This window comes from Stenotrophomonas sp. 17(2023) (genome assembly GCF_030345315.1).
GTDB lineage: Bacteria > Pseudomonadota > Gammaproteobacteria > Xanthomonadales > Xanthomonadaceae > Stenotrophomonas > Stenotrophomonas acidaminiphila.
The window spans coordinates 165,344-188,046 of record NZ_CP128405.1; the positions used below are offsets into that span (position 1 = coordinate 165,344).

Annotated in this window: 21 protein-coding genes; 7 read left to right on the forward strand and 14 right to left on the reverse strand. The window is 68.2% G+C overall.

Annotated elements, in window-relative coordinates; translation table 11 throughout:
• Nucleotides 1-91 precede the first annotated feature (91 nt).
• The 3 genes from QQA12_RS00715 to QQA12_RS00725 all read left to right on the forward strand — a co-directional run bounded on the left by QQA12_RS00715 (nt 92) and on the right by QQA12_RS00725 (nt 2,456).
• Nucleotides 92-652 carry a DUF1190 domain-containing protein gene (locus QQA12_RS00715; protein WP_182335837.1) on the forward strand — a complete coding sequence of 187 codons (561 nt, stop codon included), beginning with the start codon at nt 92-94 and terminating at the stop codon, nt 650-652.
• 4 nt (nt 653-656) lie between these two features.
• A complete protein-coding gene (locus QQA12_RS00720; protein WP_056932850.1) occupies nt 657-1,844 on the forward strand; it encodes a glutathionylspermidine synthase family protein in 1,188 nt (395 codons plus the stop codon).
• Between the two features lie 276 nt (nt 1,845-2,120).
• Complete coding sequence (locus QQA12_RS00725; protein WP_226050786.1) at nt 2,121-2,456, forward strand: hypothetical protein; 336 nt, start codon at nt 2,121-2,123, stop codon at nt 2,454-2,456.
• Nucleotides 2,457-2,507: 51 nt separating this feature from the next.
• On the opposite strand, the gene QQA12_RS00730 is transcribed toward QQA12_RS00725, so the two are convergent.
• From QQA12_RS00730 to QQA12_RS00775, 10 genes are all read right to left on the reverse strand, one after another.
• Complete coding sequence (locus QQA12_RS00730; protein ID WP_226050785.1) at nt 2,508-3,806, reverse strand: DUF58 domain-containing protein; 1,299 nt, start codon at nt 3,804-3,806, stop codon at nt 2,508-2,510.
• A gap of 985 nt (nt 3,807-4,791) precedes the next feature.
• Nucleotides 4,792-5,811: a MoxR family ATPase gene (locus tag QQA12_RS00735; RefSeq protein WP_226050784.1), complete on the reverse strand. Its 1,020-nt coding sequence runs from the start codon at nt 5,809-5,811 to the stop codon at nt 4,792-4,794.
• Nucleotides 5,808-6,953 (reverse strand): DUF4350 domain-containing protein, encoded by a 1,146-nt coding sequence (locus tag QQA12_RS00740; protein ID WP_226050783.1) that lies wholly within the window; start codon nt 6,951-6,953, stop codon nt 5,808-5,810. Before QQA12_RS00740 ends, QQA12_RS00735 begins: the two co-directional genes overlap by 4 nt.
• A complete protein-coding gene (locus QQA12_RS00745; RefSeq protein WP_226050782.1) occupies nt 6,950-8,527 on the reverse strand; it encodes a DUF4129 domain-containing protein in 1,578 nt (525 codons plus the stop codon). The genes QQA12_RS00740 and QQA12_RS00745 overlap by 4 nt, the downstream gene beginning before the upstream one ends.
• Nucleotides 8,517-9,515, reverse strand: a complete 999-nt coding sequence (locus QQA12_RS00750; protein ID WP_226050781.1) for a stage II sporulation protein M — start codon at nt 9,513-9,515, stop codon at nt 8,517-8,519. The genes QQA12_RS00745 and QQA12_RS00750 overlap by 11 nt, the downstream gene beginning before the upstream one ends.
• Nucleotides 9,512-10,189, reverse strand: a complete 678-nt coding sequence (locus QQA12_RS00755) for an RDD family protein (RefSeq protein WP_056932442.1) — start codon at nt 10,187-10,189, stop codon at nt 9,512-9,514. Before QQA12_RS00755 ends, QQA12_RS00750 begins: the two co-directional genes overlap by 4 nt.
• 191 nt (nt 10,190-10,380) lie before the next feature.
• Nucleotides 10,381-11,277 carry a DUF2167 domain-containing protein gene (locus QQA12_RS00760; RefSeq protein ID WP_226050780.1) on the reverse strand — a complete coding sequence of 299 codons (897 nt, stop codon included), beginning with the start codon at nt 11,275-11,277 and terminating at the stop codon, nt 10,381-10,383.
• 130 nt (nt 11,278-11,407) lie between these two features.
• Nucleotides 11,408-11,947 (reverse strand): gamma carbonic anhydrase family protein, encoded by a 540-nt coding sequence (locus tag QQA12_RS00765; RefSeq protein WP_226050779.1) that lies wholly within the window; start codon nt 11,945-11,947, stop codon nt 11,408-11,410.
• 43 nt (nt 11,948-11,990) lie between these two features.
• Nucleotides 11,991-12,425, reverse strand: a complete 435-nt coding sequence (locus tag QQA12_RS00770) for an ASCH domain-containing protein (RefSeq protein ID WP_182335845.1) — start codon at nt 12,423-12,425, stop codon at nt 11,991-11,993.
• Entirely contained in the window at nt 12,418-14,589 is a 2,172-nt protein-coding gene (locus QQA12_RS00775; RefSeq protein WP_182335846.1) for a GNAT family N-acetyltransferase, read from the reverse strand. Before QQA12_RS00775 ends, QQA12_RS00770 begins: the two co-directional genes overlap by 8 nt.
• A gap of 508 nt (nt 14,590-15,097) precedes the next feature.
• Here QQA12_RS00775 and QQA12_RS00780 point away from each other — a divergent pair.
• Entirely contained in the window at nt 15,098-15,454 is a 357-nt protein-coding gene (locus tag QQA12_RS00780) for a SymE family type I addiction module toxin (RefSeq protein WP_226050778.1), read from the forward strand.
• 203 nt (nt 15,455-15,657) lie between these two features.
• On the opposite strand, the gene mnmG is transcribed toward QQA12_RS00780, so the two are convergent.
• Both mnmG and QQA12_RS00790 read right to left on the reverse strand, forming a co-directional pair.
• Nucleotides 15,658-17,547, reverse strand: a complete 1,890-nt coding sequence (gene mnmG, locus QQA12_RS00785) for a tRNA uridine-5-carboxymethylaminomethyl(34) synthesis enzyme MnmG (protein WP_226050777.1) — start codon at nt 17,545-17,547, stop codon at nt 15,658-15,660.
• A gap of 591 nt (nt 17,548-18,138) precedes the next feature.
• Nucleotides 18,139-18,720, reverse strand: a complete 582-nt coding sequence (locus tag QQA12_RS00790; protein WP_182335848.1) for a hypothetical protein — start codon at nt 18,718-18,720, stop codon at nt 18,139-18,141.
• 139 nt (nt 18,721-18,859) lie between these two features.
• Here QQA12_RS00790 and QQA12_RS00795 point away from each other — a divergent pair, with 139 nt between their 5' ends.
• From QQA12_RS00795 to QQA12_RS00805, 3 genes are read left to right on the forward strand one after another with little or no spacing between them, the layout of a single operon-like run.
• Nucleotides 18,860-19,822, forward strand: a complete 963-nt coding sequence (locus QQA12_RS00795) for a pyridoxal-phosphate dependent enzyme (RefSeq protein ID WP_226050776.1) — start codon at nt 18,860-18,862, stop codon at nt 19,820-19,822.
• Nucleotides 19,819-20,421, forward strand: a complete 603-nt coding sequence (locus tag QQA12_RS00800; protein WP_182335850.1) for a YdcF family protein — start codon at nt 19,819-19,821, stop codon at nt 20,419-20,421. The genes QQA12_RS00795 and QQA12_RS00800 overlap by 4 nt, the downstream gene beginning before the upstream one ends.
• A 34-nt stretch (nt 20,422-20,455) precedes the next feature.
• Nucleotides 20,456-20,884 carry a ketosteroid isomerase-related protein gene (locus QQA12_RS00805; protein WP_226050775.1) on the forward strand — a complete coding sequence of 143 codons (429 nt, stop codon included), beginning with the start codon at nt 20,456-20,458 and terminating at the stop codon, nt 20,882-20,884.
• A gap of 57 nt (nt 20,885-20,941) precedes the next feature.
• On the opposite strand, the gene bioC is transcribed toward QQA12_RS00805, so the two are convergent.
• Both bioC and bioH read right to left on the reverse strand, forming a co-directional pair.
• On the reverse strand, nt 20,942-21,832 hold the full coding sequence (bioC, locus tag QQA12_RS00810) for a malonyl-ACP O-methyltransferase BioC (RefSeq protein ID WP_226050774.1): 891 nt from the start codon (nt 21,830-21,832) through the stop codon (nt 20,942-20,944).
• 85 nt (nt 21,833-21,917) lie between these two features.
• Nucleotides 21,918-22,694: a pimeloyl-ACP methyl ester esterase BioH gene (bioH, locus tag QQA12_RS00815; protein ID WP_226050773.1), complete on the reverse strand. Its 777-nt coding sequence runs from the start codon at nt 22,692-22,694 to the stop codon at nt 21,918-21,920.
• Nucleotides 22,695-22,703: the final 9 nt, after the last annotated feature.

The following is a 22,703-nucleotide window of genomic DNA, read 5'->3' on the forward strand; positions in this document are numbered from 1 at the left end:
GAAACGGCGTTCAGGTTGGTGGCGCGGCCGATTTCCGCCTGCATGGCCGGATCGGGCATCATTCGGGGACGACTTTCATGGGGCTACGACGATGAAGCGATCCAGGACCACCGCGCTGCTGCTGATGAGCACCGCGCCGCTGCTGTTCACTGCCTGCCAGAAGGAGGAATCCGTGCAGGTGCAGGAAGGGCTGTACACCTCGGTGGAAGCCTGCAGCGAAGCCACCGGTGATCCGTCCGCCTGCCGCACGGCCTTTGCCGCCGCGCAGCAGCAGGCCGCCGACGCCGCGCCCAAGTACGCCAGCAAGGAAGCGTGCGCCAAGGAGTACCCGGCCGAGCAGTGCGTGCAGCAGCACACCAGCGCCGGCACCTCGTTCATCGGCCCGATGATGATGGGCTTCTTCATGTCGCAGATGCTCAACGGCGGCCGCGCCGGGGCGGTGGCCGCGCCGCCGGCCGCGCAGCCGGCGTTCAAGGACAACGCCAATGGCTGGGCCAAGCCGGCCGGTACCGGCGGCATGAACACCGCCAGCGGCATCGGCGCCGGCAAGGCCGGGCTGGCACCGGTCAGCAGCGAGCCCAACCGCGCCGTCACCGCCAGCCGCGGCGGCTTCGGCGCGCGCAGCGGCAGCCGTACCACGGTCGGCGGTTGATGCAGTGAGGCGGGTAGCCATTGCCGAGCGCTCCAACTGGCGCGCGCGCGCGGCCGAGGCGGGGTTCCGTTTCCACACCATCGACGGCGCGCCGTACTGGGACGAGACCGCGTACTACGCCTTCACCCTGCGCCAGATCGAGAACGACCTGGAAGACCCCAGCGCCGAGCTGCACGCGATGGCGCTGGACCTGGTCGGCGACGTGGTCGCCAGCGAGGAGCTGATGGAGCGGCTGGCGATCCCGGCGCCGTTCCGCGACTGGATCGCCGAGAGCTGGCGGCGCCGCGACCCGCATCTGTACGGCCGCCTGGACTTCGCCTACGACGGCAATGGCCCGGCCAGGCTGTACGAGCTGAACTACGACACCCCGACCTCGCTGTACGAGGCGTCGTTCTTCCAGTGGCAATGGCTGGAGGACCAGCGCAACCGCGGCGCGCTGCCGCAGCAGGCCGACCAGTTCAACTCGCTGCACGAGGCCCTGGTCGAGCGCTTCGCCGAGCTGTCGGCGCAGCTGCCGCCGCCGCTGTATTTCAGCGCGGTGGGGGCCTCCGAGGAGGACCAGGGCACGGTGGCCTACCTGCGCGACTGCGCGGCGCAGGCCGGCCTGCACGGCGCGGCCATCGCCATCGAGGACATCGGCCTGTCGGCCGACGGCCGCTTCACCGACCTGGACGACGTGGTGATCGGCAGCCTGTTCAAGCTGTATCCGCTGGAAGACCTGATGCGCGAGGAATTCGGCGCGGCATTGCCCGGTTCCGGCGTGCGCCTGCTGGAACCGGCGTGGAAGGCGGTACTGAGCAACAAGGGCATCCTGCCGCTGCTGTGGCAGCGCTACCGCGGCCACCCCAACCTGCTTGAAGCGCACTTCGACGACGGCAGCGCGCTGCCGGCGGGCTGGGTGCGCAAGCCGCTGCACTCGCGCGAAGGCGCCAACGTCGCCATGCACATGAGCGATGGCCGCTGGCAGGAGAGCGAAGGCCCCTACGCCGGGCCGTGCATCGTGCAGGCGTTCCATCCGCTGCCGGCATTCGACGGCAACTACCCGCTGGTCGGCAGCTGGGTGGTGGGCGACCGCGCCTGCGGCATCGGCGTGCGCGAGGACGACAGCCGCATCACCCGCGACAGCGCCCGTTTCCTGCCGCACGCCATCGTCGACGACGCCCCGGCCGGCAATACCCGCATCTACGTCTGAGACCCCGCGCATTGCCGCAGGCCCGCCCCGCCATCGCGCGGGGCCGGGCGTCGCCCTTGCGCGGAATGCCCCGGAAGGCCGCGGCGTGGTCGCGCGCAACCGTAAAACAGGGGCGGAAAACTTCATGAAAAACGCGGCTTCGCGAAAAATATAGTGATTGACTTCGCGCTTCCGCGAAGCTCAAATCCCGCTGCCAATTCATGAATACACCGGCGCCGTTGGGGAGAACGGCGCCGCGTGCCAGGGCACCCATCCCCTCTGCATGAAGGAACCCTGATGTTCGACAAGAAGCTTTTCGCCGGCACGCTGCTGGCGGCCCTCGCGTTTGCACCGGCGGCCCAGGCCCAGGACCTGGTCTTCACCCTGAAGAACGGCACCTCCGCGGTGATGACCTACTTCCATACCTCGCCGGCCGGCGTGGACGACTGGGAGGAAGACGTGCTGGGCTCCGATGTACTGGGGCCGGGCGAGTCCGTGCGGGTCACCATTGCCGATGGCCGCAGCCAGTGCGTGTACGACATGCGCTTCGAGTTCGACGAGGATTCGGGGCTGGACATCACCGAAGACACGCAGGACCTGTGCAAGCTCGGCTCCTACACGATCCACGAGTGATTGCCGCGGCTGGCGGGTCCACCAGGACCTGCCAGCGCTGCCCGCGCGCGCTTACAGCAGCCCGTCGCGCTTGACCGCCAGGTAGCGTTCCACCAGCGCCCCGGGCAGTTCCTCGGCGGTGACGTCCAGCACCATCACCCGGTGGCTGCGCAGCGCCTCGTGCGCGGCTGCGCGCTGCTGCAGGTAGCGGGCGATGGCGCCGGCCTGCACCGCGTCGGGCAGGGTATCGGCGCCGCGCGCCAGGGCATCGTCCAGCTCGCGCTCGCGCAGACTGGCCACGCACACCAGGTGCCGCTTCTGCAGCAGGCGCACGGCGGCCAGCAGGTCCTCGATGTCCTCGTCGCGCACGTTGGTGACCAGCATCACCAGACAGCGACGCGACTGCCGCAGCGACAGCCCGGTGGCCGCGGCGAGGTAGTCGGTGGCCACCGGTTGCGGCTGCAGGTCGAAGCTGGCGCGCAGCAGCGTGTCGATCGCGCCGAGCCCGCGCTGCGGCGCCACCCAGCGGCTTTCGCCGCCGCTGGCGAACAGGCCCACGCCGTCGCCCTGGCGCAGGGCCAGGTAGGACACCACCAGCGACGCGTTGAGCACGTGGTCGAAATGCGACAGCCCGCCCTCGTCGGCCAGCATCCGCCGGCCGGTGTCGATCATCATCACCAGCTGCTGGTTCTTTTCGTCCTGGTACTCGCGCGAGATCAGCTTGCGCGCGCGCGAGGTGGCCTTCCAGTCGATCTGCCGCAGGCTGTCGCCGACGCGGTACTCGCGCATCTGGTGGAAATCCGTGCCTTCGCCACGCCGCCGCTTCAGGTGTGCGCCGACCAGGCGCGAGGCCATTTCCGCACTGAGCAGGGCCAGCCGGGTCAACGGCACGAAATTCGGATAGACCCGCACCGTCTGCTGCGGCGCGACCACGCGTGAATGCCGCCACAGCCGCAGCGGCGAATGCAGGCGCAGCTGCACGCCGGCGAAATCGAACATGCCGCGGGCGCCGGGCGTGAAGTGGTAACTGAAGCGCGATTCGCTGGCCCGCGCCATGCGCAGCGTGCGAGGCAGCCCGCGCATGGCCCAGCCGCCGGGCACCAGGTCGAATACGTCCACGCGTTGCCGGCCAAAGCTGTCCAGCTGCAGCCAGGTCTCGCGCTCGACGCCAAGCGCCAGGGTCTCGGGCAGTTCGCGCCGCACGCTTGGCGTGGGCCGGCGCCACAGCCACAGCGCGTCGGCCACGGCGGGCACGGCGATCGCGCAGGCGGCCGCGATCCAGGCGGTGGTGGGCAGCCAGTGCAGGGCGACGGCGATGCCGAGCAGGCCCCATGCGGCCAGCAGTGCGATCAACAGCGGGGCGGGCCTCATGCGGTGGCCCTCATGCCGGGTGCGTTGACTGCAGGCAGATGCGCAGGCGCGAAGATTCTGGCGGTTGCGGTTGCGGTTGCGGTTGCGGTTGCGGTTGCGGTTGCTTTTGGTTTTTGACTTTCGGGGTCCCCTTCCGCAGCGGCGGAGCCAGTGGGAAAAACCCGAAGGGCGATGTGCAGGGATGCACGCCGTTTTTCTACGGGACATGGATGTCGCGTAGAAAAATCCCGCTGGTGGAGTGGACCCGGCGCGCGTAGCGCGTCGGGCGCGCAGGCAGGGCGTGCTTTCTTTTGGCTAGCTTTTCTTTGCACGAGCAAAGAAAAGTAGCTCGCGCCCCGAAGGGGAGCGAAAGCTCTTGATTCTGTCCCTGCCATTGCCTTGGCTTTCCTGAAGCAAAACGATAGCAGCCCAGGCATGGAGCTAAAGCGGAAGCTCGAAGGCAAGGCTTTCACTCCTGCTTCGCAGGAGCGAGTTACTTCTCTTTGCTCGTGCAAAGAGAAGTAACCAAGAGAAACACGCGCCGGACGCGATCCGACGCGGCTACGCCGCATCGGTTCCCTGCGCGCCTCGCGTGCCGAGGGGACGGCGCACAACTCGCTCCGCTCAGACACGTGCGCCTCTTCGCCCCTCGTCCCGCTGCGGTGCTCGGCCCGCTCTACGGCGACAAGGGTCAAAAGCCGGGAGGCAAAAGCAAAATCACGGGCAACGGCAACGGCAACGGCAACGGCCACAGCTACAGCTACAGCTACAGCTACAGCCACAGCCACAGCCACAGCAACAGCAACAGCAACAGCAACAGCAACAGCAACAGCAACAGCAACAGCAACAGCAACAGCAACAGCAACAGCAACAGCAGTTCCTGCGGGTTCGGCCGCCGCAATGGGCGAATGCACCGCAATGACGGCAACAGCAGCCCACCCCGGGCCCGCCCATCGCGCCGGGTACGCAGGTGCCGGGATCCAAGCCGCCTGGCCGCCACGCAGGCTCACTTGCGCGGTGCCTCCACCTTGGCCAGCAGCGCTGTCAGCGCATCGTCCGCCGACTGCCCCTCGATCTGCAGCTCCGGTGCCAGCGCGATGCGGTGCCGCAGGGCCGGCCTGGCGATCTCGCGTACGTCGTCGGGGGTGACGAAATCGCGCCCGGCCAGCACCGCCTGCGCGCGCGCCGCGCGTACCAGCGCCAGGCTGCCACGCGGGCCGGCGCCCAGCGCGATGCCCGGCCATTTGCGGGTAGCGGCGACGATGCGCACCGCGTAGTCGATCACCTGCGGGTCCACGATGATCGCCGCCACCGCCTGCTGCAGGGCCACCACGTCGGCGCCGCTCATCACCCGCGGCACCTTCGTCAGGTCGAAATCGCTGGCGCTGCGGCCGGCGGTGATCGCCGCGACCATGCGCTTCTCGTCTTCCAGCTGCGGGTAGTCGATCAGCACCTTGAGCAGGAACCGGTCCAGCTGCGCTTCCGGCAGCGGGTAGGTGCCTTCCTGCTCCACCGGGTTCTGCGTGGCCAGGGTCAGGAACGGCGGGCTGAGCGGGAACGCGCGGCCTTCGATGGTGACCTGGCCTTCCTGCATCACCTCCAGCAGCGCCGACTGGGTCTTGGCCGGAGCGCGGTTTATCTCGTCGGCCAGCAGCAGGTGGGTGAATACCGGGCCGCGGCGGATCTTGAAGCTCTCGGTCTTGGGGTCGTACACCGCATGGCCGCTGACGTCACTGGGCATCAGGTCGGGGGTGAACTGCACGCGTGCGTAGTCCAGCTCCAGCGCCTGCGCCAGCGCGCGCACCAGCAGGGTCTTGCCGAGGCCGGGCACGCCTTCGATCAGCACGTGGCCGCCGGCCAGCAGCGCCACCAGGATCTGGTCCAGCACCTCGGCCTGGCCGATGAAGGCCTGGCCGACCGCGTCGCGCAGGCGTTCGACGCGTTCGATCAGTTCGACGTTGCCGGGGGCGGGCGCCGGGGTGGGGGCATCGCCGGGCAGGGCGGGCGGAGCGGGCAGGTCGGTCATAGCTGGTTTCTCATCTGGATGAGCAGGGCGATGCGTTCGCGCAGCGCGGCGTCGTCGCGTGACGGGGGCAGTTGCAGCGCCAGCCGCACCCGTTCGAGGGGCCAGCGCAGGTGGTCGGCGATGGCCTGCAGCTGGGCATCGCCGGCAAGCGCGGCGGCCAGCGGCGCGCGCCGCCGCAGGCGCGCCAGGAACGACTGGCGCACCGCGTCGTACAGCAGCGGCGACTTGCCGTAGCGGTGCAGGTGTTCGCCGCTGGCGCGCACGTGTTCAAGCAGCGAGCGGCGCTCCTGCCGCGGCGACGGCTGCAGCGGGCCGAAGCGCTGGGCGCGCATCCACAGCCACGCCAGCAGCGCCAGCAGCAGCGGCAGCCAGATCGGCCAGCCGCGTTGCAGCACGATGCGCCACAGCGACGGCGCTTCGGCGGCGTAGACCAGGTGCATGCGGCCCTTGCCGTAGTTGGGCGCGAGCACCAGCCGCGCCAGGTCGCGGTGCGGCAGCCCGCGCAGGCCGGTGTCCTGCGTGTCGCGGCCGTTGCGCAGGAAATCCATGTCGGCCAGCACATCCACCCGGCCGCTGCCGTAGCGCAGCCGCGCGTAGGCGAGGGTGGCGTCGATGGCATCGCCCCAGCGCCGTTCGACGCGCGCGTGCTCGCCCAGGGTGAAGCGCGGGCCGGCACAGAATTCCTGGTGCTCCTCCTGCCCCGGCACATGCCAGGGCTGGCAGCGCGGCGCCACCTTGCCCGGTGCGATGCCGAAACGGCCGAACAGCGTCTGCTCGCCATCCAGCGCATCGTCGGCCGCGGGCATGCGCAGCAGCAGGTGGCCGCCGTACTCCACCCACTCCACCAGCTGCTCGACCTGCGCGGGCGTGAGCTGGCGCGGGTCGTCCAGCAGCAGCACGGTATCGCGCGGCTGCAGCTGCATGCCCGCCAGGTCCAGCGTGCGCCGCGTCTCGGCGTCCACGCCGTCGCGGCGCAGGGCCTCGCGCAGCGCGAAAAGCGGGTTGAAGGTGGGTTCGCCGTAGGCCGGCAGCGTGGCCGGTTGGCATACGCGCTGGTGGCTGCGCAGGAACCACATCACCGCCAGTCCGGCCAGCAGCAGCACCGCCAGGGCGATCAGCGCATTGCGCACGCGTGCGCTCATGCCGGCCACCCGTACTGCTGGTGCAGCGCGTCGAGCAGTGCCTGGAACGCGTCATCCGACGGCAGCCGGCCGGCATAGGCGGCGTACTGCCAGGTGCGCACCATGTGCGCGAACAGGCGCCGGTCCGCGTCCTGCGGCATGCGTCGTGCGGCGCGCAGGCACTGCGCTTCGGTGCTGCCCGGCGGCAACACGATGTCGGCGCGCTGCGCCAGTTCGTCCAGGCTGGCGCGGTACAGCAGCGCCAGCGCGTGCCGCGGCTTGCCGTCGTGCCACAGGCGGCGGGCGCTGGCGAGGATGTCCGGCGGCAAGGTGTCGGGCAGCTGCAGCGCGTGCGCGGTGACCTCCGATTCGGCCTCGCGGCGGCGGCGGCGCCCGCTGCCCCGCAGCCACGGCAGCCACCAGCGCGCGGTCAGCACCAGCACGAGCAGCAGCGCGCCGACCAGGATCCACAGGGCCGCTTCGCTGAGCAGGGCCAGCAGCTTGGCCACCGCGCCGAACAACTGGCCGCCAGGAAACTCCCGCGGCTGCGGCTTGTCCGCTTCCGCATTGCGGCGTTCCCAGCGGCAGACCGTGTGGCTGGCGCCCAGCTGCGGGTCGTCATAGGCGCGCGCGGCGGCCTGGCGGAAGCCGGCGGTATCGACCTGCGCAGCGCCAAACACATCCGCGGGCGTGGCGGCGGCCGTGGCCTGCGACCCGCCCGCCTTGTGGTTGTCGTGTGCCGCCGGGGCCGCGGTGGCGGCATCCTGGGCATGCACCGGCGCCGCCAGCGGCAGCATGGCCAGCCCCATCACCATCACCAGCACCAGCGACGCTGCCTGCGCCAGCCGTGCGCGCAGGCGGCGGAAGGCGATTTCCACGTCCCAGGCTTCCAGCTGGGTGCGGCGGTTGAGGTACAGGCCGAAGCCGGCGCCGCTGTAGAACGGGCCGATCAGCGTCATCGCGGCCCAGGCCAGCAGATTGAAGCCCAGCCACACCCAGGCCGGGGTGTCGCTGCCGATCAGCGATACCGCCACGCGCAGCGACTCGGGCAGGGAATCCAGCGGCACGAACATGAACACCAGTGCGATGCCGGCCACCTGCAGCATCACTTCGAAATGCCAGCACACCAGCGTCAGCAGCGTGGCATGGCCATAGGCCGCGCCCCCCAGCACGCGCCGCCGTTGCCGCCGCTGCACGGCGTCGCCGCCTTCGAGCAGGTCCACCGGCATCAGCAGCGCGCGCGCCGGGCTCAGCCGGCGCCACAGCAGGTAACCGGGCAGCGCGCGCACACCCCAATGCATCTGCGCGCGCAGGGTCTGCGCGGTACCGGGCACCGCACCGAACGCGCCGCGCGATATGACGTACAGCGGGATGCGCTCGAACACCGGCTTCAGCCACCACATCAGCAGCGCCGGCAGCCACAAGGCATCCAGCCACCACCCGCCCAGGTTGAGCAGCACGAACACCGGGCCGGTGAGCAGCAGCCACGGCGTCCAGATGGCCGCGGCGTGGCGCCGCACCAGCGCGGTGCCCAGCTCCATCGCCTCCCACTGCGAGCGGGCGCGCAGCACCACGTCGAGCTGGTCAATGCGCATCGCCACCCCCGTGGCCGCCGCGCCACAGCCAGCCGAACACCAGCGCCCACAGCACGCCGGACACGGTGAACTTGCCCCAGGCCGGCACCGCGGCGATGGACGACCAGAACGCCTCGACGAACGCCGCCAGCAGCAGCATGAACGCCACCCCCAGGCACAGCCGCGCGCCGATCACCCCGCCGTCCACCAGCGCGTCGATGCGCCGCTTGCGGCCCGGCGCGATCAGCCGCAACCCCAGCTGCAGGCCGGCGCCACCGGCAATGACAATCGCGGTCAGTTCCAGCGGCGCATGCCCGGCGACGAAACGCCAGAACGGGTCGCCATAGCCCATGTGCTGCAGGTGGCCGGCCACCGCGCCGATGGTCAGCCCGTTGTACAGCAGCACCAGCGCCGTGCCGACGCCGGCCAGCAGGCCGCTGGCGAAGGTGCGCAGGCCGATGCTGATGTTGTTCATGATGTAATGGCCGAACATCGCCCAGTCGGTGCCGCTGTCGCGGGTGCGGCCCAGGTGCTCGGCCGACGGGTCGTACGACTTCTCCATGTGCGCGATCTGCTGCGGGTCCAGCAGCAGGTGCACCAGTTCGGGCTTGTACTGCAGCAGCACGAACACGCCCACCAGCGGCAGCACGAACAGTGCGCATGCCACCCACATGGCCGCGGCCTGGCTGCGCACCAGCTGCGGGAACCCGGCGAACAGGAACTCCAGCGCGCGCTGCCAGCGCGGCGGCGGCGCGCGGTACAGCAGATTGTGGCCGCGCTGCATCAGCTGCTGCAGGCGCTCGACCAGCTGCGGGCTGTAGCCGCGGCGGCGCGCCAGCGCCAGCTGCTGGCACAGGCGCCGGTAGCGCTCGGGAATGGTCTCGTCGCCGGGCAGGTCCGGCGACGGCGTGTTGCGCGCCTTGCGCGCACTGCCACCCCGCTGCTGCAGCCAGTCCTCGAACTGGCGCCATTCGTGCTCGTGGCGGGTGACGAACTGTTCCTGCCTCATCGCCGCCCCAGCAGCCAGTTGGCCATCGCATACAGGCGCAGCACGCCGGTCTGCCCGCGTGCCCCGCTCAGGCCGCTGGCGATGTCGGCCAGCTCGTTCTGGCGCGGGCCCGACAGTGCCGGTGCGCGGTCGGCAAAGGCGATCACCGCCTGCTGTTCGGCCGGCTGCAGCGGCAGCGGCGGCGCCAGCACGCTGTCGATGCGCGCCGGTGGCACCGGTGCCGGCGCCGGCACGTGCACCACCAGGCTGCCGGCCACCAGGTCGCCCAGCCGCCGCCCGTGCGGATCCCACAGGCAGGCCAGCAGGCCCAGCGCGTAGCCGAACGGCAGCATGTCCACGGTGCGCAGCAGGTTGCGCACGATCGCCGGCATCCAGCCCAGCGGTGCGCCGTCGCGCGCCACCACCCGCAGGCCCAGCGCGCGCTTGCCCAGGGTCTGCCCGAACCAGACTTCCAGCACGATGGGGTAGCCCCAGAACAGCAGGAACATCAGCCCCAGGTACAGGCCCTGACCCAGCCCGCCCAGCGCCATCAGCAGCGGGCTCATCAGCCCCAGCACGCCAAACCGCACCATCAGGTCGACCAGCCACGCCAGCGCGCGCGGCACCGGGCCGGCCGCCGGCAACTGCAGCGGCACGCCTTCGGGCGTGATCACCTCGCGGTAGGTATCGAGCATGGGCGGCGCTGCGTTCAACGGCCGGGCGCCGCCGGTCGCGCGCAGGGTCGTGTGTTGTCGCAAACCCGGTATCCAAACCGGGCGGCTGCCGCTGGCATGCGTGTCTCGGTGGCGTCCTGTCAGCGGCTGACTTTACCCGCCGCCGCCGCCGATGCCCAGCCTGCGCCGGGCACCGTGGCGGCGCGCGCAGGTCAGCGCACCGTGCCCTTGTTGCGCTCGCCGAAGAACTTGCGTGCCACCCCGCCCAGCGCGATGGCGCCGATCAGCAGCAGCTTCCAGAACTTGGCGAAGATCAGGCCCAGCTTGGCGAACAGCCCAGCCTTGGCCGCCAGCCCGCCGCCGATCAGCGTAGCCACGCCGTAGGCGGCGATCTTGTCGGTCTTGGGGTTGTGGTCGGCATAGCGCGCGCCCGGCTCGAACTCGGCCATCGGCAGCAGCTTCTCCATGCCGGTGCGCACCAGCCCCAGCTCGCCCATGCCCGACACCGCATTGAGGCTCAGGTAGCCGTGGCGGCCGAGCACGCGGATGTCGTAATTGAGCACGTGGTTGGGCTGGCCGTTGAACGCCAGCTCCTTGGCCCAGTACAGCTTGTTGTTGCCGGCGTCGTAGCGCGGCGGCACCGCCCAGCCCACCAGCTGCAGCGTGCCGTAGCCGGCCTTCTCGCGCTCGGGGTTGGCCGCTTCGGTCTGCTCCTGCATCTCGCGCAGCAGCTTGGTGTAATTCATCTTCGACGCGTCCTCGTCGGACACGTAGCCGTCGTCCGAATAGGTCACCACCACCGCCCAGCTGTCGTCATCCGCCAGCCCCGGCGAACGCGGCACCACCAGCCCCAGCACGTCCGCGTCGGGCGGGTTGCCCCACAGGTCTTCCAGCACGCGCCGCGCATCGGCCTGGTCCAGGTACTGGAACTCCGGGCCCAGGTTGAAGCGCGCCTTGGCCGCGGGCACTTCGATGGTGCCGGAGCGGAAATGCAGCGACTGCACGAACGCCGCGGCGTCCTGCTCATCCTGTGCGTATGCGGCCGGCAAAGCGGCGCAGAGCAGCGTTGCACCGGCCAGCAGGGCCAGCGCCATGGTTCTGATCGACATGGAATATTCCTTTCCCTGGAAAAAGGGCGTCCCCACGCCCGAGGCCGGCAGTGTGGGCCAAGCCCGGCCCGCGGGCAACGGCCAGCGCCGCCGATGCCTGTAGCTGCGGGGCCTGCCCCGCAGGCCCCCGTCAGCCGGCCATGCCCAGGTACTGGTCTTTCAACCGCACGTAATGGTCCGCCGAATAGCGCAGCCCTTCGATGTCCTTCGCGCTCAAGGTGCGCACCGGCCGCGCCGGGTTGCCCACCCACAACTCACCGCGCGCCACCCGCTTGCCCGGCCCCACCACCGCACCGGCGCCGATGAACGCCTCGTCCTCGATCACCGCGCCATCGAGCACGCACGCGCCCATGCCGATCAGGCAGTAATCGCCAATGCTGCACGCATGGATGATGCAGCCATGCCCCACCGTGACACCCTCGCCGATCAGCGTGGGGTAGCCGCCCTTGTTGTACGGGCTTTCGTGGCTGACATGGATGATGGTGCCGTCCTGCACATTGGTGCGCGCGCGGATGCGCACATGGTTCACATCGCCGCGGATCACCGTGCCCGGCCACACCGACACGTCATCGCCCAGCACCACGTCGCCGATGATGGTGCAGGCGGGGTCGATGTAGACGCGCTGGCCGAGGGTGGGGGTTTTGTCTAGGAAGGAACGCAAGGCGGGCATGGCTGTGTCACGGACGAGAAAGGGCAATACGTTTGGCTAAGCGCTATGCAGCAAATCTTACGGCCTTGAAAACGGGATGTTCGGGGAACAGACGTGTGAAAAACTGTGGGGGATAAAACGCCCCAGTTGTCTTTCGCAAGTGATCAAGTGATATCGATCTCTCGAAGCGTGTGGTTTCTTCTAGCACTAGTACCACAGCCTGCGATGATTCGCTGTAGTAGTCGGAAAACTCCTGCTTCGTGACACCAGTGTCCTTCCCGAACCGTCGCCAAATGCTTGCTGGTGTCGCTGCGTGGACTTCCTTTACCTTCGCTTTGCCAACTACGGAACCAATTGGCAGCTTGGCGTATATCCAGACAGTCGTGCCTACACCAACATTCATAGGTCGTTTGCGAAGCTCAACACGCTTGCGCCCCGATAGGATGTTCTCGGCATGCCGGGGTTCAAGAGAAATTAAAATGTGCTGAGCTTCAGTCATCGGAAAAGCCTTCAAGAAGGATGTTGGTCAGTTGGTCGTTGGTGATAGGGTTTGTCGTAATTAGCTGGTTAGGATTTCCACACCCTAGTAGCTGGAGTTGGGCTAGCGTCACTGGCTTTTTTAAAGGGAAGATGTTGTCGATGACACTCACCGCCTTGATTTCAGCTTGACCTATCTGGTCTAACGTTTCTGGCCGGAGCACAGACGACTGGAGATCAGATAGCAGGAGTGCGTCTCGTCTCCTGAGATAGGATTCCACGATACGTGCTACAGCGACGATGGCTTGCTGTCCGCCACCCTTTGAGGATTCATAGAACAGCATCAGCGCACCCCGTTGCAAGTGCTTTAGTGAACGTGGATCACACAGGTAGTGCCTAGCTGCGTAAAGGGATGCTGAGTGCGCTGGAAGCAATGATGCTTGACGGGAGTGGCCGAGCAAAGGCTCGGCAAATCGCCGTTCAATTGGGCTTATGACCGCAGGACGATCAGCGAGGCAGAGCAGCACTGGAGAAAGCAGTGTCTCTAGCAAGTCCAAGGGGAGATAGCGTCGGTTGCCATCGGGTGAATAGATTTCTATGGCTTGACTGGCACTCACGAAGCTAGGTTGAGCCTCTGGCAACTTCAGTCCACAAAGTCGAGCGATCTCTGAGCGGTATGTCTTCCATGTTGAACCGGTTAGCACATATCCCGCGATCATTTTGACCAAAGGGGAGTGCTTGTGGGCAGCACGAAAGCCCAATGAAAGCGCAACTTCACGAAGGTGGGACTGGTGGGTCGGTAGCGTCAATGAAACGATGCAGGGACTGTGGTTGTCCATATGCTGGATGATGTGGCGCAGCAGTTCCCGAGCTACGTTGGAAGCCTCCGCATGCGTCTCATCGATTGCTGCATGTGCTGGGTACTTAGCTCCCTCTGTGATCATGGGCCACGTGATATAGCCAACGCAGCTTTCTCCACAGTGCACGACGGTCTGATGTGTGGCTCGCCGAAGGCCATCCGGTGTTAGCCAACTGTGAGTGATAGTTCCATTCGAAAGTCCGCATTGGCGGAGCAATCGTCGAACTTCTTGGGTGTCACCACTCTCCATCGCGCGCGTGATGAGCTGCGATTCCGATACGGTTTGGACAGACACTCCCTCGGTCCACTGTTGCTCTTGGTGCTCGAAGGCTTCTGGTGAAAGAACTTGAATTCCGTAGGTCTCCTGAAGTGTGCCAGCGGCTTGAAGCATCGCGATCTCGCTGGTTATGAAGCCGCTAAGCTTCTGATTGATAGCTATCGCGAGGTGCTTCAGGTCAGATTTGTCATTGATAGAAAGTTGCCCATTTCGAGACTGTGCTGGGAAGACAATCAACGCAAGATCTGAAATCAGCGTACACATTTCGTCGTCCGCAAAATCCGGCAGGAACTCAGGTAGTGTCGCGACCAGCTCGATCATTGGATCGGTGCGGCCCTGCTCTGGTTGATGCCGGCGCAACTCGTTCCGTATTTCGCTACTTATGCCTAGTCGACATGTGCCTTCGTTGCAAGCGCGAAAGAGGTTAATCGCTGTCGCGTGGCGAAGACGACGGGGTTGCAGGTCGAAAAGGACATTGAGATCGATAAGGTATAGCGGTGGTTCACCGGTTACTTGCGCCTGCAGCCCTAATGGGTCTTGTACAGCAGTACTAAGCCCACTAGGTGGAAATAGCTGAGGCGACTCAAGTTCTAATACACGAACAGCTATCCGGCGCTTGCGGGCTGCGCTACCAGGGGCTATGCGCTGTTGATAGAAATTCTGTGCCGACCAGAAGGCGGTGGCATCCGCAAGATCTTCAGCTACTCGCGCGTATATGGCGACGAAATTGTGTCGAGTGAGTGCTTCTTTTAGGGTGGCTAAGAGCCGGGACGCTACGCCCAGACGTCGGCTGTTCGTGTCACAGAACATCTGCAGAATATTGGCGCGCGGGTACCGTAGGTCAAAGAGCAGGTGTCCTGCATAGACTGGCTTTCCGTCGACTAGACGAGTTGCTACGTAAAGTTGTTCGCGCCTGGCAAAATCGACATAGACATTGGCTGGGAAGAACCCCAGCGCCAAAGTCTGAGCATCGGCCGCTCTACGGACGTCTTGCACGAAGGGAGCAACGTCGTCCCGTGATGTATGAATCATCAAGGTCCCTGACTTCATTTATCCACCATCCTTTGGATACCTTTCGCCGAACTACTGCCGAGCATCGTTCTCAATGGGGTGGAGCGCGATGTGGGCGAATTGTACGAACAACGCGGGCTCATAGCTAAGCTTCGATCAGCGGTATGACAGATAGGCCTCCGGTGGCGGGGTCCGTGAGTTTGATTGCCTTCAACAATGCAGTGAGGAAGGGTTCCCTTTTCGACCATATGGGAGAAGTCTGATTGACATCCCGAAGGGTTCGATAGCACCATCAACCCGCTGCGGCAAACTCCGCAGCCGGGTTTGACAGCCTGAAACCACAAGGCGCACCAGCGCCCATCTTCGATGCCGGCGCTTTTCTTCTGCCCGGTATTCGGCATGGGCGAAGCTGCCAGTTCGACGGCGGGCGGTGTGCGGAGGCCGAAAGGCCTGCCGGTTCCTTGTGGCCGGTCTGTCAACCGCGCACCGTCCGCCACCCTCGATTGACAGCAAGGCGGCGGATTCCCTATCGCACAAGGAGTCCGACATGAGCCGTACCAAGGAAGTCACACGCGTTTCCACCGTTGCGTCCAACCGTAGCTCATCCAGGCACGAGGCATCCGCGTCGCGGATGATCGATTCCGCGCCGGTTCCGGAGTTGTTCTCGCCCCCGTTGCCCATGCCGCCCGCTTCCAGCGGCTGGGCGCGCATACCCAGGCGCTGCACGATGGGCTATCTGTACTACGACGAGCGCCGGGGCCAACAGGTCGTTGGCCGGGCCGTGCCCAGGCTGCGCCTGTCCGGCCGTTGGCTGGAACGTTGCGGCTTTGCCGTGGGCGATGCGTTGCAGGTGACGGTGGGCAATGGCTTGTTGCTGATCAGCCGCAGCACGAACGACGAGTGAGCGGCGCTGCGTTGCGGCTGTTCAACGCTGGATGCTTGTCGGTAGCAGTGGCCGCCGCAGCGCGCTTTCCGCAGTCATGAAAAAGAAGAAGCCCGCTTGCGCGGGCTTCTTCTTGGGTAACGCGGTCAGGTGCATGACGCGAAGGCGTTGCGCAGGAGATCAAACGTCTTCTGCTCAACCAACGCCCCGCGCAGCACGCGCACTCACGCCACCTTCCCCCGCCGCGCCCGCTCCAGATGCACCAGCAGCAGCGAGATCGCGGCCGGTGTCATGCCGGGGATTCGCTGGGCCTGGCCGATGGTCTGCGGGCGCACGCGTTCGAGTTTCTGCAGCACTTCGGCGGAGAGGCCGCGCACGGCGGCGAAGTCGAAGCCTTCGGCAATGGCAGTGTTCTCGTGGCGCTGCTGGCGTTCGATCTCTTCGCGCTGGCGGTCCAGGTAGCCGGCGTACTTGACGCTGATTTCCACCTGTTCGGCCACGCGCGCATCGTCCACGCCGGGGCCGAGCGAGGGCACCTGCATGAGCTTGGTGTAGTCCAGTTCCGGGCGTTTGATCAGGTCGAGCACGTTGGTTTCGCGGCTCACCGCCACGCCAGTGGTTTCATGCACCTCGCGGCCCAGGGCGTTGGCGGGGGTGGCCCACAGGCCGCGCAGGCGCGCGCTTTCGCTGGCCACGGCGGCCTGCTTGGTTTCGAAGGCGTGCCAGCGGCGGTCGTCGACCAGGCCCAGTTCGCGGCCGGTGGGGGTCAGGCGCGCGTCGGCGTTGTCCTCGCGCAGCTGCAGCCGGTATTCGGCGCGGCTGGTGAACATGCGGTAGGGCTCGCTGGTGCCGTGGGTGATCAGGTCGTCCACCAGCACGCCGATGTAGGCCTCGTCGCGGCGCGGGCACCAGCCCTGGCGGCCCTGCACGAACAGCGCGGCGTTGATGCCGGCCAGCAGGCCCTGCGCGCCGGCTTCCTCGTAGCCGGTGGTGCCGTTGATCTGGCCGGCGAAGAACAGGCCGGCCACCTGGCGGGTTTCCAGCGTGTTCTTGAGCCCACGCGGGTCGAAGAAGTCGTATTCGATGGCGTAGCCGGGGCGGGTGATGTGCGCGTGTTCGAAGCCGCGGATGCTGCGCACCAGTTCCAGCTGCACGTCGAACGGCAGCGAGGTGGAAATGCCGTTGGGGTAGATCTCCACCACGTCCAGGCCTTCGGGTTCGACGAAGATCTGGTGGCTGTCCTTTTCGGCGAAGCGCACCACCTTGTCCTCGATGGACGGGCAGTAGCGCGGGCCGATGCCTTCGATCTGGCCGCTGTACAGCGGCGAGCGGTGCAGCGCGTTGCGGATCACCTCGTGGGTGCGCTCGCTGGTGTGAGTGATCCAGCAGCTCACCTGGCGCGGGTGTTCGGCCACGTTGCCCAGGTAGGACATCACCGGCAGCGGGTCGTCGCCGGGCTGTTCGTCCATGACGCTGTAGTCGAGCGAGCGGCCGTCGATGCGTGGCGGGGTGCCGGTCTTGAGCCGGTCGATGGCGAACGGGCGCTCGCGCAGGCGCGCGGCCAGGGTGGTGGCCGGCGGGTCACCCATGCGCCCGGCGGTGTACTGGGTTTCGCCGATGTGGATCTTGCCGGCCAGGAAGGTGCCGGCGGTGAGCACCACGGCCGGCGCATGGAAGGTCAGCCCGGTCTGGGTGATGGCGCCGCGCACGGCGTCGCCTTCGATGATGAGGTCGTCCACCGCGGCCTGGAACACGGTCAGGTTGGGCTGCGATTCGACGATGCGGCGGATCGCCATGCGGTACAGGTTGCGGTCGGCCTGGCAGCGGGTGGCGCGCACTGCCGGGCCCTTGGAGGCGTTGAGCGTGCGCCACTGGATGCCGGCCAGGTCGGCGGCGTGGGCCATGGCCCCGCCCAGCGCGTCGATCTCCTTGACCAGGTGGCCCTTGCCGATGCCGCCGATGGCCGGGTTGCAGCTCATCGCGCCCACGGTTTCCACGTTGTGGGTCAGCAGCAGGGTGCGGGCGCCGCCGCGCGCCGCGGCCAGGGCGGCCTCGGTGCCGGCGTGGCCGCCGCCGATGACGATGACGTCGTAACGATGGAAGGAGTCGGTCATGAAAGGGGTGCGGGCTGGAAGTGTGAAATCCGTCGGTGGCCGGTAGGGGAAGGCCGCGGCGACGGGCTGGTGATTTTACCGCCAATGCCCGGTGGGCACCGCCGGCGGCCTAAAGTTGGCACGCAAAGTGCAGTTAACGTCATCGCACCCGGTGTGGCATGCGACATGGGCGCAGTGGCTGGAATTGGAACAGGGGCCAGCCGAAGCGCATACCGGGGAAGCATGGGGCCGGCAGTCGGGGGACTGCCGGCCCTTGTTCTTTCCGGAGCCCGCGTTGCGTCCGCGGTCGCTGGCCCTGCCGTTATTGCCCGTGCGTTGCCCCGGTGCGCAATGCGTCATGCCGATGGCTGCATCCGTGCGGCTGCGGCGGTGGCGCCTGGCGATGCCGTGAAAGACGAAGCCCCGGCATGGCCGGGGCTTGTCGTTTTAGGTGCCGATGCCCGACAGGGCCGGAACAGGGGGGATCCAGATTTCCTGTGCGGACATCGACATGGAAGCGGTCGATGTGCGATTGCGGTTTGCGTCAGTTATGGACGCTTTCGGTCACTCGGCCCCACAAGATTGCCTGGTTTTTCCCCAAATGCAAGGGTTTCAGGGTTCCTGCTGCTGCACCGTACGCGGACCACGGGGTTGTGACGGCGGTCGGGCCGGTGCGGGGCGCTGCATCATCGGCCGCGGCGCGCCGCTGGCCTGGGGAGATGGCATCGCGCGCGGCATCTGGGCCTGCGGGCGCGGTTGCGGGCGCTGCAGGCGGTCCATGTCGCGCCAGGGCGATTTGCCGCCGCCGTCCACCGGCGGGCGGGGGCGCGGCGGGCGTCCGTTGCCGTCGCCATCACCGGGCCGTGGCGGGCGGTGGCCGCCATCGCCGTTGCCGTGGCCCGGCGGCGGACGATGTCCGTTGCCGTCATGGCCGCCGTGCGGGGGGCGTGGCCGGTACGGCGGGCGGTAGACCGGGTACGGGTAGCGGTAGTCGTAATAGCCGTAGCTGCCATAGCCACCGTAGCCGTAGGGGCCAGCGCCGTAGGCGCCGTAGGGATAGCCGTACGGGTAGGTGCGCTGCACCGACGTCGCGCCGCGGTAATAGCCGCCCGCGCCGCCGTCGACATAGTCGTAGGTGGCGCAGCCGGACAGGCCGAGCAGCAGGCCGGCCGAAAGGATCAGGCGCTTTTTCATGACAGTCCCCCTGTTGGGTGCGCAGCCAGCTTCGGGCCCGCGCATTGAATCGGTCCTTAACCCTGCGGGCAGGGCTGAATGCAGGTGCAGCGATGGCATGAGATGGTCCGGCACCGGGGGCCTACGTTAACCTTTCCCCATGGTTGAACTCACCCTGCCAGGGCCGGCCGACGTGCTGGCCGCCGCGGCCCGTATCGCGGCCCATGCCACGGTCACGCCGGTTCTGCGTTCGCGTGCCCTGGACGCGCTGTCCGGCGCGCACCTGCATTTCAAGGCCGAGCACCTGCAGCGGGGCGGCGCCTTCAAGTTCCGCGGCGCATGCAACGCGGTATGGGCGCTGGACGAGGCGCAGGCGCGCCACGGTGTGGTGACGCACTCGTCCGGCAACCATGGCGCGGCGCTGGCGCTGGCGGCGCAGTCGCGCGGCATCCCCTGCCACGTGGTGGTGCCCGAGGGCGCGGTGGCGGCCAAGCTGGCCAACATCGCCCGCCATGGCGCGACCCTGTGGCGCTGCGCGCCGACCCAGGCCGCGCGCGAGGCCGAGTGCGCACGGGTGCAGCGCGATACCGGCGCGGTGCTGGTGCATCCGTATGCCGACGCACGGGTGATTGCCGGCCAGGGCACGGCCACGCTGGAACTGCTGCGCCAGGCCGGCACGGCGCTGGACGTGGTGGTGGTGCCGGCCGGTGGCGGTGGGCTGGCCTCCGGCACCCTGCTGGCCCTGCAGCAGGCGGCGCCGGGCTGCGAGCTGGTACTGGCCGAACCCGCCGGTGCGGCGGACACCGCGCGGTCGCTGGAAGCGGGCCGGCGGCTGGTGGATTTCGTGCCCGATACCGTCTGCGACGGCCTGCGTGGCGCGCTGGGCGAGCCCAATTTCGCGCTGCTGCACGGCAAGGCCACCGCCATCACCGTGGACGATGCCGCCACCGTGGCGGCGATGCGCCTGCTGTGGCAGGTGCTCAAGCAGGTGGTGGAGCCGTCCTCGGCCACGGTGCTGGCGGCGGTGCTGGCGCAGCCGGCGCGCTTTGCCGGGCGCAACGTGGGGCTGGTGCTGTCCGGCGGCAACGTCGACCTGGACGCGCTGCCGTGGATGGGCGCATGAGCCGCCGGCGCACCCGCCTGTTCGACTGGCTGTGGCGCCTGTGCGTGCTGCTGCTGCTGTGGCTGCTGGGCGTGGCGGCGTGGATCATCTGGGTGGGCGACCGCGACCAGGCCGCGCCGTCCGATGCGATCATCGTGCTGGGCGCGGCGGCCTACGACGCCAAGCCGTCGCCGGTGTTCGAGGAGCGCATCCGCCACGGCCTGGACCTGTACCGGCAGGGGCTGGCGCCGAAGCTGATCTTCACCGGCGGTTTCGGCGGCGCCACCGCGCGCTTTTCCGAATCGCAGGTCGCGCGCCGCTACGCGCTCAAGCAGCAGATCCCGGCGCAGGACATCCTGATCGAAAGCCGCTCGCGCACCACCCGCCAGAACCTGGTCGAGGCCAAGCGGCTGATGGACGCCCATGGCATGCGCCGCGCCATCCTGGTGAGCGATCCGCTGCACATGGCGCGCGCGCTGCGCCTGTCCAGGGAGCTGGGCATCGACGCGCTGGCCTCGTCCACCCCGAGCACGCGTTTCCGCAGCTTCCACACCAGCTGGCGGTTCCTGGCGCAGGAAATCTATTTCTTCCACCGCGACCTGTTCGCCGGCGGCGCCTGAGCGGCGCCATCGCCCCTTCCCCGCGAGAGACCCCATGAGCCACGACGTTTCCCCCGCCCGGCAGCAGGCCATCGACCTGGTCAGCGGCTACTACGATGCCTTCAACCGCGGCGACTGGGCCGGCATGCTGGAGCGCCTGGACGACGATGTGGCGCATGACCTCAACCAGGGCGCGCGCGAAAGCGGGCGCGAGGCGTTCGCCGCGTTCCTGCGGCGCATGGAGGCCAGCTACCGCGAGCAGCTGCGCGAGGTGGTGGTGATGGCCAGCGCCGACGGCAGCCGCGCCGCGGCCGAGTACGTGGTGCATGGCGAGTACCACCACACTGACGAAGGCCTGCCGCCGGCCAACGGCCAGCGCTACGTACTGCCCGGCGGTGCGTTCTTCGATATCTGCGATGGCCGCATCGCGCGGGTCAGCAACTACTACAACCTGCAGGACTGGATCGCCCAGGTCGGCGGCTGAGGCCCGGGCCGGGCCTGCCGCGGCGGCGCATTGCCGGCGCCGCCGCGCGCTGCGCGGTCAGGGGTTCTGCGGCCTGCGACGGATCGGAATGGCCGATACCGGCACCGCGGCGACGTCATGGCCGTGCTCGCGGATGGGGGCGCCCGGTTCCGGCGCCCAGGCGTGGGCATAGATGACTTCCCAGCTGCTGGGCAGCTTGCCATCGGCCCGGCGCAGCGGCTCGTAGGCCGCCTGCGCGGCGTTGAAGCGGCTGCGCCCGGTGAGGGTGTGGCGGCGCCCGCTCAGCGCGTTGGTGGCGCCGATGGCCTTGAGCTCGCGCATCAGCGCTGGCAGGTCGTCGTAGGTGAGGGTGAACAGGTCGCGGTCCAGCACCGGGTCGCGGAAGCCGGCCATCATCAGCGCGTCGCCGAACTGCGCGATCTGCACGAAGCGGCTCACGTGCGGGGTGTCGTCGGCCTGGGCGAACGCCTCGCGCAGTTCCACCAGCGTTTCCGGGCCGAAAGTGGAGCACACCAGCAGGCCGCCGGGCTTGAGTACGCGGCGGAAGCCGGCGAACACCGACGGCAGGTCTTCCACCCACTGCAGGCACAGGTTGCTGAAGATCACGTCCACGCTGTTGTCGGCCAGGGGCAGCGCCCGCGCGTCGGCACACACGCGCGAGAACGGGCGCCACCAGCCGGCCTGCTTCCTGGCTTCGGCCAGCATCGGCAGGGCCAGGTCCAGCGCGATCACCTGCGCCTTGGGCCAGCGCTTCTTCATCGCCGCGGTCGAGTGCGCCGGGCCGCTGCCCACGTCCAGCACCACCTGCGGCTGCCGCTCTTCCAGGTAATCGAGCGATTCCAGCAGGCGTCTGCCGACCTCCTGCTGCAGCACGGCGGCGGCGTGGTAGCTGGAGGCGGCACGCGAGAAGGCGCGGCGGACGTGCTTGGAGTCGAACAGGGAAGGCATGGCGGATACGCAGGGTGCGGCGGTGAAGGGGGTCAGCGGTAGCGGGCGCGGGTGCCCATGATCGGCGATGGGCCGGTGTGGAGGCTCACGTGCAGGCTGCAACGAAGCGTTGCAGGCGCCCGGCGACGTCGTCGGCATGGCCGAGGAACGGCGCGTGCCCGCCGCCGTCGATGGTGTGCGCGGTGTGCGCGGTGTGCAGGCCGGCCGCTGCCAGCGCCGCGGCGCGGTGCAGGGCGTTGGGCGGCACCAGGCGGTCGCGCTGGCCGCCGATCCACAGGCCGGGCGTGCGCAGGCCGGGCAGGGCGCCGCGCAGGTCGCTGCGGTCCAGCAGCGCCAGGCCCTCGTGCAGGGCACGCGGTGCCGGTTCGCCGCGCTCGACCAGGGCCTCGCGCAGGGTGCGCAGTTCGCTGCGCGCGTGCTGCGAACCCATTACGTCCAGCGCCAGGAAGCGCTCCAGGGTGCCGTGGTAGTCCTGTTCCAGGTCGCGGCCGAACTGTTCGAACACGCTGCGCTCCACCGCGTCGGGCCAGTCGTTGTCGCGCACGAAGCGCGGCGTGGCGGCGAGCATCGCCAGCCCGCGCACCTGCGGCAGGGTGGCCGCGCCGTGCAGCGCCACCAGCCCGCCCAGCGACCAGCCGCACCAGACCGCCGGCGGGGTGGCCGCGGCGATGGCGTTGACCAGGTAGGGCAGGCGCAGCGGGGTGTCGTCGTCGCGGCTGAAGCCGTGGCCGGGCAGGTCCACCACGTGCAGCTGGAAGTGTGGCGACAGGCGCTGCACCAGCGGCGCGAAGATGCCGCCGTGCAGCGCCCAGCCGTGGATCAGGACCAGTGCCGGGCCGCTGCCGGTGACGTCGATATGCATGCGTATACG

Coding starts and splice junctions, on each gene's coding strand:
- QQA12_RS00745 (WP_226050782.1), bottom strand. CDS start 8,527: ATGCGCATTGACCAGCTCGACGTGGTGCTGCGCGCCCGCTCGCAGTGG.
- mnmG (WP_226050777.1), bottom strand. CDS start 17,547: ATGACCGACTCCTTCCATCGTTACGACGTCATCGTCATCGGCGGCGGC.
- QQA12_RS00750 (WP_226050781.1), bottom strand. CDS start 9,515: ATGAGGCAGGAACAGTTCGTCACCCGCCACGAGCACGAATGGCGCCAG.
- QQA12_RS00780 (WP_226050778.1), top strand. CDS start 15,098: ATGAGCCGTACCAAGGAAGTCACACGCGTTTCCACCGTTGCGTCCAAC.
- QQA12_RS00740 (WP_226050783.1), bottom strand. CDS start 6,953: ATGAGCGCACGCGTGCGCAATGCGCTGATCGCCCTGGCGGTGCTGCTG.
- bioH (WP_226050773.1), bottom strand. CDS start 22,694: ATGCATATCGACGTCACCGGCAGCGGCCCGGCACTGGTCCTGATCCAC.
- QQA12_RS00770 (WP_182335845.1), bottom strand. CDS start 12,425: ATGACTGAAGCTCAGCACATTTTAATTTCTCTTGAACCCCGGCATGCC.
- QQA12_RS00715 (WP_182335837.1), top strand. CDS start 92: ATGAAGCGATCCAGGACCACCGCGCTGCTGCTGATGAGCACCGCGCCG.
- QQA12_RS00795 (WP_226050776.1), top strand. CDS start 18,860: ATGGTTGAACTCACCCTGCCAGGGCCGGCCGACGTGCTGGCCGCCGCG.
- QQA12_RS00735 (WP_226050784.1), bottom strand. CDS start 5,811: ATGACCGACCTGCCCGCTCCGCCCGCCCTGCCCGGCGATGCCCCCACC.
- QQA12_RS00790 (WP_182335848.1), bottom strand. CDS start 18,720: ATGAAAAAGCGCCTGATCCTTTCGGCCGGCCTGCTGCTCGGCCTGTCC.
- bioC (WP_226050774.1), bottom strand. CDS start 21,832: ATGCCTTCCCTGTTCGACTCCAAGCACGTCCGCCGCGCCTTCTCGCGT.
- QQA12_RS00805 (WP_226050775.1), top strand. CDS start 20,456: ATGAGCCACGACGTTTCCCCCGCCCGGCAGCAGGCCATCGACCTGGTC.
- QQA12_RS00730 (WP_226050785.1), bottom strand. CDS start 3,806: ATGAGGCCCGCCCCGCTGTTGATCGCACTGCTGGCCGCATGGGGCCTG.
- QQA12_RS00760 (WP_226050780.1), bottom strand. CDS start 11,277: ATGTCGATCAGAACCATGGCGCTGGCCCTGCTGGCCGGTGCAACGCTG.
- QQA12_RS00725 (WP_226050786.1), top strand. CDS start 2,121: ATGTTCGACAAGAAGCTTTTCGCCGGCACGCTGCTGGCGGCCCTCGCG.
- QQA12_RS00765 (WP_226050779.1), bottom strand. CDS start 11,947: ATGCCCGCCTTGCGTTCCTTCCTAGACAAAACCCCCACCCTCGGCCAG.
- QQA12_RS00800 (WP_182335850.1), top strand. CDS start 19,819: ATGAGCCGCCGGCGCACCCGCCTGTTCGACTGGCTGTGGCGCCTGTGC.
- QQA12_RS00755 (WP_056932442.1), bottom strand. CDS start 10,189: ATGCTCGATACCTACCGCGAGGTGATCACGCCCGAAGGCGTGCCGCTG.
- QQA12_RS00775 (WP_182335846.1), bottom strand. CDS start 14,589: ATGAAGTCAGGGACCTTGATGATTCATACATCACGGGACGACGTTGCT.